Raw genomic sequence first — 12,542 nt, forward strand, 5'->3', positions numbered from 1 at the left:
AGAGTTCCGCGACCTCGGCGACGGCCACCGCGACGCGTTCTCTCCCCACGGCGACCACGAGCCCCTCGCCGTCCTCAGCGAGAGGGCAGATCCGGTGGCGCAACAGGAAGGAGCGCGAGATGCCGCTCGCGAAAGGAGAGGTACCGCGCTCGAGTGCATCAGACTGGCATTGGGCACACCTCGCTACAGGGCAACTGGCGTGCCAACTCGCGCCGACACGTGGTGGCATCGGGCGCACCATTAGAGCGGAGCCGAGCGCGATCGGATGCTGCCGTGCGGAGGCGAGGAGTTGAGACTCTCGTTCCGTGATGCGACCGGCGCTGGATCCGCGGTCCGACGGTAGCTTATGCTCCATGACCTGCCGGCGGCCCTGACGTGACGGGAAGACGGTTGCACACGGACATGCGCGAGTGCGACGGTCTTCCCCACGCTTCCACCGACGAGCGGATCCGGAACGACCTCACTCGGCGGGACACGGCGCCGCTTTACCCTTGAGCCGACGGGCCGAGGCGAGGTATGAGCTGACATGTGACGAGGAGCACCGGTGACGTACCTGCCTCGGTCACGATGATCGAAGGTCACGACGAGCTCGCGCAGGCTGGCCGGCCAATCACCGGAGCACCGCCGCCAGCAGTTCGTCCGAGATGCTGGGCGCGTGGCGCGCCCATACGCCGACAGGATCCGCTGATGGCATCGGCGAGCAGGGTCGGAAGGTCATCCCGGCGCGCGAAGCGGGAAGCGTGCGACCGGCTTCGATCCGCGCAAGCAGGTCGGGCAGGAAGAGCCCTTTCGCGGCTTGCTCGCTGGGGTTGACGTTCGTCGCCGCTACCACACGGACATCGACGGTGAACCAGCGCTCGCAACCCATCGGTCTGAATGGCCATACTCGCTCGCGCCGAGCAGCTGTTGCTGGACATCGAGATCGCACTTCCCGATCTCGTCGAGTGCGGTCGAGCCGCGATTCGCGCGCGGAAGTCCCCGATGCGTTCGTTCGTCGCCCCGGTGAATGCGCCGGGCATGCGGCCGAAGAGCCCGAGGCAGCGAAGTCCCGGCGCGTGGTCGAGGTCGACTCGGCGGAACGGGCCGCCCCGGCGTGTCGACAGGTCATGGATGGCGCGCGCGGCGAGCGTCTTGCCGGTGCCCGTCTCGCCCTCCAGGAGCACCGGGAGGTTGGGATTCCGCGCCAACATCTCGAGCTCCTTGAGAAGCTTCCGTCGCTGCTGTTCGACGGGAACGCCGAGAGTTGACGGACCGAGTCGGCCACCGGTGTCGGGATGCCGAGCGGGTAACGGGCGATCTCCGTCCGGAAGTGGACCGCAGGAACCGTTCGAGTTTCGTGGTGGTCATGGTGTTGGGGTTAGTGGGGCCGCGATTCTGTGCTCCGGACCGGAGTCTCCAGTCTCAGGGGAGGCTCTGACAACCACCGTGAGACTCGTCCCAGCCAGCGGCCCCGGCCCTAAGTCGTTGCCGGGCAACGATTCGCGTGCGCAGGTCAGGCTCTGGTCCCGGTTCTTGCATGGAGTCGCCGCGTTCACACGAGGCCCTGAACCCTCCTTACCGACTCCGTGAGGTCGTCCGAGATGCGAGCGATCGGAACTCTCCTGCACCGCGCACTGCCAGGTGTCGTCCTCATGCTGTTGGCGACTCGATTAGCAGCGCAGGGACCCGCGATCACGCTCATACCAGAACGGAGACGTCGTGCCGAACTGGACATCGTTCCGCGACTCCGATCAGCAGTCCTTCGTCGTTCGGGTCTGGCCAGGATCGCTCACGTCACTCACCGGGAGCATCACGAACGCGAACGGCGGCTCGAGCCTCAGTCTCGGAGACGGCGCGTCCGTGACCTGTCCGGACGGTGGAACGGGATACTTCGCGGAGCTCTCGCTGGCTCCCGACCTCAACACGATCACGTCTCGGCGACGAACTCCTATTCGAACTCGACTTCCAGAGCTTCTTCGTCACCTACGTGCCCGCGTTCCGCGCCGCGTGGTCGCGCCAGGCGACGGGGATTGGGGGTGCCGCCCTCCACCACCGTCGTCCTCCCGTTCACCGTCACCAACTCCGGTACGAGTGCGACGACGTTCGGGGTCACGGTCTCGTGCAGCGGGCCCTGTCCCGAGTGCAAGCGTGTGGCGGGGAACCTGACGAGCTTCGACCCGGCACCCTCGCTGCTGGCGCGTCCGGTGCACGACATCACGGTGACCGGTGGAGCGATGGCCGGGTCCGGCACGCTGAGTCTCGTCGCAGTGCCCACGGGACAGAGCGCCTATTCAGGACCGGCTCGACGCCGATCGCGGTCACGGCGGCCCGCCGCCGGCGCCAGTCGTGAGCCGGGGGCGGGAGCAGCGTCCGTCGCCCCCTCGACCAGCAGGACCGCGCACTTCACCCTGCGCAATCCGGATGAGTTCGCATCGCGCACGATCACGTTGACGGGCACCTGCGGCACCCTCACGAACTGCGCGGTGTCGCCGTCCACGGTCACCCTCGGCCCGACGCGCGACACTCTCGTCTCCGTCTCGTTCAGCGTGCCGGCGAGTCCGTCGACGCAGACCACGAAGGTGCTCCTGCGGGCCGCGGCATCGAGTCCCGCCGATTCCGCAGGACAGTTCGACCGTCGTGGTGGGGACCGTCCCGAGCGCCGTCGTCACCGTCAGCGTCGCCGACCAGAATCCGGGCACCTCCATCTCGCGTGACCAGTGCCTCTCCGTCGCGGCGGGCGCCGCCGCGGGCGTGGAGATGCGGTGCGCTTCGCGTGGCCCACGGGATTCCCGGCGTGCGCACGATGGGTGTGGATCGCGCCCGACGTTTGCTCTACCTGAGCGACCATGGCTATCCCTTCACGCGAGTAGCGGCGCGCGTCTCGGTGCGGAACCCCACGACGACTCCTGACAGCCTCTCGCGCCACGCTCACCGTCTCGAGCGCCGGAGTGACGAAGAACATCGCGTGGCCGTGGGCGGCCGAGTGCGCGACCGCCGCCGGGTGTCGCGTGACCATCCCGCTGACCACGTGGGCGTACGGGTCGCTTCCCACCAGGGCGTACGACTACACGCTTGAAGATCCGCGTCGGGAGCGGGTCGCCGCCGACAGGGACCGCCACGGGATCGTTCGCGGTCGTCGACAACCGTGCCTCCCGCGTTCGGGCAAGGCTGGTATCGAAGGGCACGAGCGCCTGGTCGCGATCGGCGACACCACGAAGATGCTGTGGATCCGGGGTGACGGAAGCACGCGAGTCTTCGTGAAGCAGTCCGCGACGCTCTGGACGGTCGTGGCGCAGGTCGCACGCCCGGAGCGGCTGGAGCGCTCCGGTGGATTCTGGTACCGGCGACTGCGGAACGGCGGGTCGGTCAAGTTCGACGCGCTCCTTCGGCACGTCGCGACGCGGAACCGTCAAGGCGATTCCACCCGTTTCGTCTACAACGCGACCTACGCGACGCAACTCGACTCGATCGTGCTGCCGCGGCCGGCGGGCGCGCGCCCATCCGAGCGTTCACCATTGCCTACAGCGGGACGCCTGCGCCTAGCCCGCAAGATCGTCGGCCCGAGTCAGGTAACGGGCGGCGCCGCGCGCGTCGATTCGCTGGAGTATGATGCGGACAGCCACCTGACGCGCATCATCGATCCGGACCTCACCAGCGTACGCTTCCTCTACTACGCTACTCGACGACGGGTCTCCTCGTCGGTCGTGTCAACCGGCTCAGCGACACGACGCTCTATACGTTCGACGGGTGGGCAGGCGTCGCGCAGGTGACCGTCAAGATGCGCACGGCCCCGGCCATCGTCTCGACCGTTTGTGCCGCGGAGTCGCGTTCGCTCGCGACCTGCTCCGGCGACGGAGGGGCGTACGGCCGGTTCCGATCGCTCGCGCCGTGACTCGCCTCGACGGGCCCCGTTCGGACGTGTCGGATGTCACGCGGTTCCATGTCGGGCGATTCGGTGCTCCCGACACCCTCGTTGATGCGCTCAGGGCGCGCGTGCGACTGCGGCGCGACACGACGAGCTTCCCGGCCCTGGTGACGCAGGTGACCGACGGCGCGGGCCTCGTGACCCGGACGGCTTCCACAACTCGCGCGGGCTACCGACGACGACACGGAGTCATGGCGCCGTACGGCGCGGCCGACTCCGCGATGACGACCTACATGGCACAGCACGTGGGACCTGACGACCAGACCCAGTCGCCGACCGGTGAGGTCGACTACGTGGGCATCGACTCCGCCACCGGCAACCGGCTCTGGCAGCGACGCGGCGCGCACGACTCGACGAAGGTAGAGCTTTGCCTACGACGCCAACGGGCGGCTCGACGGTCACGAGCACCGCGGCGGCACGGTCGCGACGCTGACCTACGAATCCACGCTCGGGAACCTCTGGAAGAGCACCAGCGCGCTCAGGTTCGTGACGGAGATGAAGCAGAACTCGATCGGGGCGGATACGTCGGTCTGGACGCCGATCGATACGGTACTGACCGGCGGGCTGCGAGTGCGTGAGCGAGTGGTCCACGACCTGATGGGCCGTGTCGTGCGCGCCGAGACGATCGCGCCGGCCGTCGGCTGGTCGCTACTGCCAGTGGCCAGTCTCAGTGGCACTGCCTCGCGCGCGCGTCCGTCGTCAGACCGAGTACGATGCTGAAGGGCCGTGCGCTCTCGGTCGCGCGCTTCACCATGCCGGACTCGTCCTCCGGTGCGACCGCAAAGACGTGGGTCGTCTACGACGCCGCCGGCCGGGTGACCGGGAAGCACGAATGGCACGTCGGGCGTCGACACGCTCACCTACGACCCGGCGGGAACGTCGTGAGCACGACGAGCCGCCGCAATCACCCGTGCGGACGGCGCATGACGCCCTGAACCGCGTGATCGCGCGCACCACGCCCGCGGTGACCTACGCGCGGACCTGGTGCAGCGAGTGCAAAATATGCCGGCGCTCAACTTCCCGGCGGAGTGGCCCTGGCAGAACGACACCGTCTACGATGCCGGATCACGGCACGCGGATCGCGCCTTACCTGAACCCGCCGGACCTCATCATTCCCGCCGAGGTCACGGTCTTCGGGTCCGACGCCGCTGGTCGGCTGGTACAGGCAGACAATCCCGACGTGCGGATCCGGCGTGGCTACTTCCCCAATGGCGCGCTCGGGCGGACACGACCTGGATCGCAACTATGACATCGGTGCGACGACGCCGTTCGAGGCGACCCGGCGGAGTGTCCTGTCCTACGCGTACGACCTCTCGGGACGCCGCACCTCGCGCACCGACCACCTGTCCGGCACGCAGCGTTACGCCTACGACGCGCTCGGCCAGCTCGCATCGACCACGGACCGGGCGGTGAGCGGGGCGACTCCGTCGTCGTCACGTTCTCGTTCGACGCACTCGGCCGCCTGCGGACCCAGAGCGTGCCCTCGGCGAGCGTCACGGCCTCGTGGACCTACGACATCGAGGGACGGCCGACCATCCGGGCCGAGGAAGGGTTCAGCGACACCATCCAGTATGATCCACGCGGCAAACGCATCAGCGTGCGTGGTCGCACCGTGATGCTCGACGCCGGCCAGGCCGGCATGCGCCTCGCGTATGACGCGCTGGGGCAGGTCGTCGCCAGTGCGAACGATGACTCGGAGCGTCCGCTGGTGACCGACGAGATCCGCATGGACGCGCAGGGGAACCAGCTGGTGCGCCACGCCAACCGGAACTCGATCACCTCGAACACGGAGTCGCGCGACTCTTCGGCCTACATCGGCCACCGGCTCGTCCGCCGAGTCGGGGAGTTCATGCCCGATGGGCGCGTCATGCCGGAGATCCTCGCGCCGGCGATCCCGGTGACGGACTCACTCGGCATCGAGTACGACAACTCCGGGAACGTCGTGTACCAGATCCTGATCCGCCGCGCGGGGATGCTCGACGAGTATCCGCTCCCCGGCGGCGGTTCGGACACGGCGCTGATCACCGGCCGCGCACTCACGGGGCACTCCGGGACCTACAACTTCTTCGACGCGACGGAGCGCCTGCGTTACGCGCAGCGCACGACGATGCCGGTGAACGCGGAGAACCGCACGATCCTCGACGAGTACTGGTACGACGCCCTCGGCCGCCGCGTGGTGGTGCGGACGCGCGTCGACTCCCTCGAGCACTGTTGGGAGACGGAGACGTTCGATACGCCGGTGCACTGCCAGCAGCAGTACCTCCGGACCACCTGGGACGGAGATCAGATCCTCTTCGAGGACCGGATGGTCGGTGGCTGGCAGCAGACTGACGGCAACGTCGGCGAGTCGATCCCAACGAGTGAGTGGTACGGGACGGTCCGTTACACGCAGACCGGGGCGATCGATGCTCCGGTGCTGCTCTGGCGGAAGGCGGGGAGCGAGAACTTCCGGGCCCGGGTGCTGCACCGGAACTGGCGCGGGAACATCGCGGGTGCCACTTTTGGGCCAGGGGCCGGTGCGGGGACGGCGGATGCCTCGACGGTCTGGCCCGCGGCGGTGACGGATGTGTGGCTGGCACCCGATTCGCGCCAGTCTCCGCCGGCCGCGAACAAGTGGCTCGGCTCGCTGGTGACGGACGGGAAGGACGCGACCGGAACGTTGTATCGCCGGAATCGGTATTATGATCCGGTCAGTGGGCGATTCACGCAGGAAGACCCGATCGGGGTCGCGGGCGGGATGAACCTGTATGGTTACGCCGCCGGCGATCCAATCAATGGCGCAGATCCATTCGGACTTGCAACGGACTCAACGAAGAAAGGAACCGCCGTTACTGACCCCAACCAAGCTGAGTCGACGCCTGCTTCGACGGTCGTGTCGATCGCGAGGCTTGGCAATGTGCCGGGTGGCACGAGCGGGTACTTCAACAACATGAAGGTGGAAGCGCTTGACGCGGGTGTTGATCTGTTCCTCGCAGCGAACGCCGCAGGCGACGTGATTGTGTCGGGAAGAGGGCGAGTGCGCATTCACATGAATGGTGTCCCGGATCCCATACTCACGCGCGCCGCTGCCAATCTGACAACGGGCGACTTCGAGCTGTCCGGACGCCTCAACTTCTTCCTGCCGCTGTCCGTCAACGTGAAAGGCAACTTCAAGCAACCACCCGCGCCGGTGCCAGCGCCGCCACCGGCGCAGGCGGGGCCGCCTAAGTGCATGCGGGCGATTGGCTGCCGCTACTAGCCATGCGTCGACATTCGCACGGTCGTGGAACGCGCATCTTCAGGGTCACTGGAATGGTCGGCGCAGCGTTCCTCACGCTGCTGGTCGTGTACGTGCAATGGGCCCGGGCGAGAGTGGAGCAGGCCTTGGGAGCACTTGGCCAGGGTACCCCGCACATTGACGGACGCGCGCTTCCGGCGTCCGCCGGCTCCATCGTGATCTACCAGCGCGACACGATCGCGTCGATTCGCCAGATTGCGGGGGTCAGATCCGAGGGGCCCGCACCGGATTCGATGATGCTGTTCTTCGCGACATTCCACAGTCTCCATGGCCGCGAGATCCTGCGGGCGGAGTCCACGCTCGTGGCGACCGCGTACCATGACGCCTTCTGGGCGGGGCGGACCGTCTTGCGGCTTCATCGCGACTCGACTGTGGCCGGTCGGGACGTTCCGGGGCGCTTGTTCATCGACAGTCCGAGGGTTGTCATTCCAGTCGTTGCAATACGGATGCTCGAATCGAAGCAACAGGCGCCTGAGTGACCCTCGAAGAGACCTTTCGTCGGAGCCGATCGTTGTGGGAGGACGGAGCGACGGAGACGGTGATGTCCCGCCTTTGGCAGCACGAGCCACCGACGGGAGACGTGAGGCGCGAACGCCCCCTCCGGTCGGTTCGCATGCCATGCTCGAGGCCCAGTCGGAGGGAAGCCGCGGTGTCGGCGGACTCGCGGTCGGGCAACGCCTCGACGCCCCGCTCGGTCAACAGGCTGAAGGCGAGCAGGTCGGGCACATCAATCACCCGCACTTGACCCCTCGCACGCGCGGACGGCCCCCGGACCACCCCGGGTTCATGATGATCCGACTCATCAACTCGACGGTGCCCCCCATCGGGCCCTGGGAGCACAGGAACTCGACTCGCAAAGGTCCGGTCGCGCGCCGCTTGCAGCATTGTACCAGCCGCCGCGTCTTCCGCGCGCCCGGATAGCAAAGGTCAGTCGGCCACTCGCCGACGAGGTCCGTGAGGACCACGCCCTCGCGCACCGGCGGAGGCAGTCTCCAAGCCCCACCGAGCACGGATGGTCGACAGTGTGGTGATGGCGCATCTCGCCCCTCCCAAGCTCTGAGTCGGTCGGCAGGCGACTGGCGGGGAGCGGTCCGAGGGCGTCAATTCTCACGCAGGAAGACCCGATCGGGATCGCGGGAGGACTCAATCTCTACGGATATGCCCTCGGAGATCCCGTCAACGACAGCGATCCGTTTGGCCTCACCGTCTGCTTCAAAGGCGCTGGGGCGGGTCGAAATCTGCGCCATCTGGAGCAAGCGATCGATGCCGATATCGATGCCGGTGAGGGCTGTGTAACTCAAAGGTCGCAGGTGCGCCCGCGTGGGCGCGATATCTCGCCCCTCGCGAGGATGTTCCTCTCTCTGGTGGAATCGGGCGAGGAGTACGCGGTGCAGGACGGCCGGACCCCCTTCCGGTGCTCGGCGAGCCCGTCGGCACGCAGCGGTCCGGGGTCGGGGTACTGCGAGCAGACGGTCTATGTGGACGCGAGCGACTTCGCGCGTGTGTGGAGAGCCGATGGCTTCGGGTGCAACTACTGGGGACGACGCATACGGATGAACCGCCAGCACGTGATCGTGCATGAACTCCTGGGGCACGGTCTTGGCGGCAGCGGCGTCGCGGCACTGTCAGTCGAGAACACGTTCAGGAAGTCGCAGGGCGGAGCACCTCGCTGCGCCGACGGCGCTCATCGGTAACCCCCCCCCCACGTGCTCAGTGAGCCAATGCGAAGAGTCCTCGCGAGTCTATCATCGCAAGTCGTCATCGGCACGCTTGCCTTCGGTGATCCTCGGTCCTGGACCGTTCCCGTACTCCTGATCTCGCTCGTGGTTGCCAGCCTCGCGAGCGCGCTCACTGCGCGCTGGGCGCTGAACGCTCCGCGGCGGTGGTGCGCGTTCGGGCTTGCGTCGTGGCTGGCCCTGTCGCTGAGCGCGTGGTACGACATCGCGATCGGCGTCGGCGCCACGACCCTCGTCATCGAGGGCTACCGCGCCGGACTGTGGGCATGGCTGTTCGGAGGCGCGATCCCGACGATGTTGATCACACGGGGACCGCACCGCGTGCCGGTGGCGGCGGCGCTGGCGCTCGCGACGCTGCTGGCGCTGATCGCTGGATCGGTGGTCGGTTTCTCGGGCTATCGTGCAGACCTCACGGTTCTCGTCGCGCGCGCGTCCTCCGCGGCTCCCGCGGCGTTCGTGCTGATACCGCTTGGAGCATCGGTCCTGCTTCTCAGCGGCCATCAGAAGCGCAGTCGCGCGACAGAGTGATCCGCGCCGGAACCACCGGAGACGCGATCGCGCTGCGCCGCTCCGCAGATGGCCCCACCTCTCTCGGCGTACCGGGGACGCCCAGAGCGGTCGGCCCGCGACCCCCTCGCCGCGATCAGGCGCATCACGCCCGGCCCAGGTCGCTCCCCCCACGCACCGCTCCCCGGCTACATTCCGGGTCGAGCCGGACCTCCCCTCGGTCCGCCTCATTGACCCGGTAGCTCAGTTGGTAGAGCAACGGACTTTTAATCCGTAGGTCCCGGGTTCGAGACCCGGCCGGGTCATTCTCCCGCGGCGTGCGCCCGCCTCAGCGCACGACCTCAGACTCCAGCGGCGCCGGGTTGTCCGGGCGGGGCGCCGCGTGGGCGAGCCAGAGGAGGAGGGCGGCGCCAACGACGATGACGACGCCCACGACCGCGAGCACTCGGACCAACAGCGGGACCTGCGGCATCAGGCGGGGCTCCACGAAGAAGGAGTCGGAGACGGGGCGCGCGAGTTGGCCGCACGCGAGGCACTGCCTCCGGAAGGTCGCGGGGTGCTCTGACAACCTCCCGACGACCGCCGTCGCGGACGCCCTTGCCCGTGGATGACCGGGCCGCCTATCCTCCTCTCGTGCCCCTCGTTCCCTCGCTCCGCCGCAGCGTCGCCGCCCTGCTCGCCGTCGTCGCGCTCCTCAGCGCCACGGCGCGGCCGGTGCTCGCATGCGAGATGGGGCGGGCCGAGCATGCGACGGCGCATCCGGCCGAGCACGCGACCGATCACACGGCCGAGCACCCGGCGGAGCACGCGCCGACGCATGCGCCCGACGCACCGCAGCCCGTCGGCTGCGACCACCTCGTCGGCTGCACGGCAATGGTCGTCGCCGCCGCACCGACGATCGTGATCACCGCCGTGGGCACGCCCGACACCACCCCTCGCACCGTCGCCGCGGCGATCGACTCGCCGGTCCGCGCCCTCGAGCCGCCTCCTCCGCGAGGCTGATGGTCCACGCGCGCCCATGCGCGCGCCCGCGCGGGACCCTCCCGCGCGCGACCCACACGACCGATCGCCACGTGCGTCCCGCCCCCGCGGATGCGCGCGCTGTCGATCGATGGACCATCCCATGACCACCCGACTCCCGCACGGCCGTCGTGCGCTCGTGCGGCTCGCGATCCCCATCGCGATCCCTCTCGCGCTCGCGATCCCGACCGTCGCCGCCCCCGCCGGGGCGCAGACCGACTTCTACAACACCGACCGCGGCCGGCCGCTGCGCACCGAGGACGCGCTCGTCATCGAGCGGCGCGCGTTCGAGCTGCAGGCGGCGCCGCTCACCTTCACGCGCGTCGCGCGCGGCGTGTCGCAGTGGGGGATCGCGCCGGAGCTCGCGTGGGGCTTCGCGCCGCGCACGCAGCTCGAGGTCGCGCTCCCCATCGCCGTGCAGGACGACGGGACGCGCCCGCGTGCGCTCACCGCGCTCGCCGGCGTCGAAGTGGAACTGCTCCACCAGCTCAACGCCGAGACGACGACGCTGCCCGCCTTCGCGCTCGGCGCGGGGGTGCACCTGCCGGTCGGGCCACTCGCGCCGGCGCGCGAGCTGGTGTCGTTGCGGGCGCTGGCCACGCGCACGCTCGCCTGGGGGCGGGTGCACCTGAACGGCGCGTACACCGTCGGGGACGACCTCGCACCGGGGGATCGCGGTGCGGACGACGCCTCGCGATGGGCGGCCGGAATCGCCGTCGATCACACCTTCCCGCTGCGTTCGCTGCTCGTCGGCGCGGAGGCCCACGCCATCGCGCCGCTCCTCGCCGATGCGGCGACGGAGTGGCGCGTGGGGGCCGGCGTCCGGCAGCAGCTCTCGCCGCGCGTCGCGCTCGACGCGGGGATCGGGCGACGGATCTCGGAGGGCGGGGCCGGGTGGACGCTCACCTTCGGCGCCGCGTATGCGTTCGCGCCACCGGGGATGCCAGGATTCGGCGGGAGGGTCCGCTGATGCCGCGCCTGAATACCCAGAGGCGACTGATCGCGGCGGTCGCGTTCGCCGCGGCGTTCACGGGCGCCGCGCGCGACGCGCGCGCGCAGTGGAGCACCGTCTACGAGCAGTTCTATCTCCCCGCCGACCACAACTTCGCGTTCCGGCGCTACTACCCCGGCGCCGACCGGCTCTTCAACGCCTTCGACTACGGGCACGCGATCCTCTACGAGAAGCTCTGGACGCGTCCCGCCGACGCGGCGCGGATCCTCGAAGGGGAGACGTACACCTTCCTCACCACCGAGCTGCTGAACCGCCCGCCGCGACTCCCGCTGGTGGAGGACGCGATCGAGCCCCGCTATGCGCGACTCGCGCCCGAGGCGAAGGCGATGTTCGAGTGGGCGCATGTGCTGCACCGGCAGGCATACGACATCCTCGCCGACGAGCGGCTCGACGCGGCGGCGAAGGACCGCGCCATGGCGCGCGTGCTCGCGTACTACCGCTCGCGTCCCGACCTCGCGTTCAGCGTCCGGCCGAAGAACATGTCGCTCATGCAGGAGCAGCCCTACTCGCTCGCGTTCCGGCAGGGCTTCCCGAAGTTCAACGGCCTCATCTGGGCGTACCACTGGCTCCAGGTGGGGCTCTACGAGCCGCTGATGGTGGGGCGCACGGTGGAGGAGCGGCAAGCCGGCGTCGCCGCGACGGTCGCCCGCTTCCGGCAGATGCTCCCCGGCGCCCCAGAGGGCTATCCGGTGCTGATGCCGATGACCGGGGCCATCGCGCCCACGTTCGCGGCGCGGTATCCGGAGATCGCCATCATCTTCGACAACCTCCACTCGATGCACGACGTGATCTCGGACATCCTCGCCAACGCGTCGGTGCCGCGCGGGAAGAAGCGCGAGCTCATCCTCGTGGCGGCGCGCGCGTATCGCGACGACACCACCGACGTCATGACGGTGGCGGGGTGGAAGCGGATGACCGAACTCATGGGGGTGGAGAACCAGGGCGGCCCGTCGGTGGGGTTCCTCCCCGCGCTCCCCAAGCCGACCATGCCGCGAGGGGCGGTGATGCGGCACGACAAGGACGGGAACCCGATCGGGGGGCACGACCACCACTGAAGGATGACTCGGGAGGCGGGCGGTCCCCCGG

Annotated in this window: 12 protein-coding genes, 1 tRNA gene and 1 pseudogene; 10 read left to right on the forward strand and 4 right to left on the reverse strand. The window is 68.9% G+C overall.

The window, feature by feature from the left end; translation table 11 throughout:
- Positions 1-610: 610 nt before the first annotated feature.
- On the reverse strand, positions 611-868 hold the full coding sequence (locus tag IPJ78_16835; GenBank protein ID MBK7908211.1) for a sigma 54-interacting transcriptional regulator: 258 nt from the start codon (positions 866-868) through the stop codon (positions 611-613).
- 100 nt (positions 869-968) lie between these two features.
- Positions 969-1,190: pseudogene (locus tag IPJ78_16840) on the reverse strand (sigma 54-interacting transcriptional regulator).
- A gap of 825 nt (positions 1,191-2,015) precedes the next feature.
- Here IPJ78_16840 and IPJ78_16845 point away from each other — a divergent pair.
- From IPJ78_16845 to IPJ78_16865, 5 genes are all read left to right on the forward strand, one after another.
- Positions 2,016-2,693, forward strand: coding sequence for a hypothetical protein (locus IPJ78_16845; GenBank protein MBK7908212.1), 678 nt, complete (start codon positions 2,016-2,018; stop codon positions 2,691-2,693).
- A gap of 234 nt (positions 2,694-2,927) precedes the next feature.
- On the forward strand, positions 2,928-3,749 hold the full coding sequence (locus tag IPJ78_16850; GenBank protein MBK7908213.1) for a hypothetical protein: 822 nt from the start codon (positions 2,928-2,930) through the stop codon (positions 3,747-3,749).
- A gap of 1,363 nt (positions 3,750-5,112) precedes the next feature.
- Complete coding sequence (locus IPJ78_16855) at positions 5,113-5,520, forward strand: RHS repeat protein (GenBank protein MBK7908214.1); 408 nt, start codon at positions 5,113-5,115, stop codon at positions 5,518-5,520.
- Between the two features lie 689 nt (positions 5,521-6,209).
- The gene (locus IPJ78_16860) at positions 6,210-7,142 is read left to right on the forward strand and encodes an RHS repeat-associated core domain-containing protein (protein ID MBK7908215.1); all 933 of its coding nucleotides are present in this window, start codon (positions 6,210-6,212) and stop codon (positions 7,140-7,142) included.
- Positions 7,143-7,195: 53 nt separating this feature from the next.
- A complete protein-coding gene (locus IPJ78_16865; GenBank protein MBK7908216.1) occupies positions 7,196-7,660 on the forward strand; it encodes a hypothetical protein in 465 nt (154 codons plus the stop codon).
- 621 nt (positions 7,661-8,281) lie between these two features.
- On the opposite strand, the gene IPJ78_16870 is transcribed toward IPJ78_16865, so the two are convergent.
- Positions 8,282-8,482, reverse strand: a complete 201-nt coding sequence (locus IPJ78_16870; protein ID MBK7908217.1) for a hypothetical protein — start codon at positions 8,480-8,482, stop codon at positions 8,282-8,284.
- 420 nt (positions 8,483-8,902) lie between these two features.
- Between IPJ78_16870 and IPJ78_16875 the strand changes: the two genes are divergently transcribed.
- The gene (locus IPJ78_16875; GenBank protein ID MBK7908218.1) at positions 8,903-9,445 is read left to right on the forward strand and encodes a hypothetical protein; all 543 of its coding nucleotides are present in this window, start codon (positions 8,903-8,905) and stop codon (positions 9,443-9,445) included.
- Between the two features lie 211 nt (positions 9,446-9,656).
- Positions 9,657-9,729, forward strand: a tRNA-Lys gene (locus tag IPJ78_16880).
- Positions 9,730-9,752: 23 nt separating this feature from the next.
- Here IPJ78_16880 and IPJ78_16885 read toward each other — a convergent pair.
- The gene (locus IPJ78_16885) at positions 9,753-9,896 is read right to left on the reverse strand and encodes a hypothetical protein (GenBank protein ID MBK7908219.1); all 144 of its coding nucleotides are present in this window, start codon (positions 9,894-9,896) and stop codon (positions 9,753-9,755) included.
- 161 nt (positions 9,897-10,057) lie between these two features.
- On the opposite strand from IPJ78_16885, the gene IPJ78_16890 reads away from it, so the two are divergent.
- From IPJ78_16890 to IPJ78_16900, 3 genes are all read left to right on the forward strand, one after another.
- Positions 10,058-10,426 (forward strand): hypothetical protein, encoded by a 369-nt coding sequence (locus tag IPJ78_16890; protein ID MBK7908220.1) that lies wholly within the window; start codon positions 10,058-10,060, stop codon positions 10,424-10,426.
- 121 nt (positions 10,427-10,547) lie between these two features.
- Positions 10,548-11,414 carry a hypothetical protein gene (locus IPJ78_16895; protein MBK7908221.1) on the forward strand — a complete coding sequence of 289 codons (867 nt, stop codon included), beginning with the start codon at positions 10,548-10,550 and terminating at the stop codon, positions 11,412-11,414.
- Complete coding sequence (locus IPJ78_16900; protein ID MBK7908222.1) at positions 11,414-12,511, forward strand: hypothetical protein; 1,098 nt, start codon at positions 11,414-11,416, stop codon at positions 12,509-12,511. Before IPJ78_16895 ends, IPJ78_16900 begins: the two co-directional genes overlap by 1 nt.
- The last annotated feature ends 31 nt before the right edge of the window (positions 12,512-12,542 follow it).

It is taken from the genome of Gemmatimonadota bacterium, assembly GCA_016714015.1.
GTDB lineage: Bacteria > Gemmatimonadota > Gemmatimonadetes > Gemmatimonadales > Gemmatimonadaceae > Pseudogemmatithrix.

What these genes read in the sequence shown, in the direction of transcription:
- IPJ78_16875 (MBK7908218.1), top strand. Translation starts at nt 8,903, where the DNA reads ATGCGAAGAGTCCTCGCGAGTCTATCATCGCAAGTCGTCATCGGCACG.
- IPJ78_16865 (MBK7908216.1), top strand. Translation starts at nt 7,196, where the DNA reads ATGGTCGGCGCAGCGTTCCTCACGCTGCTGGTCGTGTACGTGCAATGG.
- IPJ78_16855 (MBK7908214.1), top strand. Translation starts at nt 5,113, where the DNA reads ATGGCGCGCTCGGGCGGACACGACCTGGATCGCAACTATGACATCGGT.
- IPJ78_16900 (MBK7908222.1), top strand. Translation starts at nt 11,414, where the DNA reads ATGCCGCGCCTGAATACCCAGAGGCGACTGATCGCGGCGGTCGCGTTC.
- IPJ78_16860 (MBK7908215.1), top strand. Translation starts at nt 6,210, where the DNA reads ATGGTCGGTGGCTGGCAGCAGACTGACGGCAACGTCGGCGAGTCGATC.
- IPJ78_16895 (MBK7908221.1), top strand. Translation starts at nt 10,548, where the DNA reads ATGACCACCCGACTCCCGCACGGCCGTCGTGCGCTCGTGCGGCTCGCG.
- IPJ78_16835 (MBK7908211.1), bottom strand. Translation starts at nt 868, where the DNA reads ATGGGTTGCGAGCGCTGGTTCACCGTCGATGTCCGTGTGGTAGCGGCG.
- IPJ78_16885 (MBK7908219.1), bottom strand. Translation starts at nt 9,896, where the DNA reads ATGCCGCAGGTCCCGCTGTTGGTCCGAGTGCTCGCGGTCGTGGGCGTC.